Origin of the sequence: Streptococcus danieliae (assembly GCF_013415245.1) — a bacterium.
Taxonomy (GTDB): domain Bacteria; phylum Bacillota; class Bacilli; order Lactobacillales; family Streptococcaceae; genus Streptococcus; species Streptococcus danieliae_A.
On sequence record NZ_JACBXX010000017.1, the window covers coordinates 1 to 324 of the forward strand.

At 43.2% G+C, this 324-nt stretch carries 1 protein-coding gene; it reads right to left on the bottom strand.

Annotated elements, in window-relative coordinates; all coding sequences use genetic code 11:
- On the bottom strand, window positions 1-324 hold a 324-nt coding region (locus HZY94_RS00055), incomplete at both ends, for a Rib/alpha-like domain-containing protein (RefSeq protein ID WP_257151887.1).

The following is a 324-nucleotide window of genomic DNA, read 5'->3' on the forward strand; positions in this document are numbered from 1 at the left end:
CTACTGGAGTTTCGAATTCTACCTTAGTACCTGCTGGAAGCTCAGACATATTACCAATTGATTTCTCTGCGGATGGTGTTTCACCAACTTTAACAACTTGTTCAGCTGGAGTTGGTTCGTTAGTAGCTGCTTGAGTTGGATTCTCTTCAACCTTAACAGTTACTGGAACCTTATCTTGCGAGCCATCTGGGTAGGTTACAACTACAGTCACTGGTTGATCACCTGACTTGCTGGTATCTACTGGAGTTTCGAATTCTACCTTAGTACCTGCTGGAAGCTCAGACATATTACCAATTGATTTCTCTGCGGATGGTGTTTCACCAA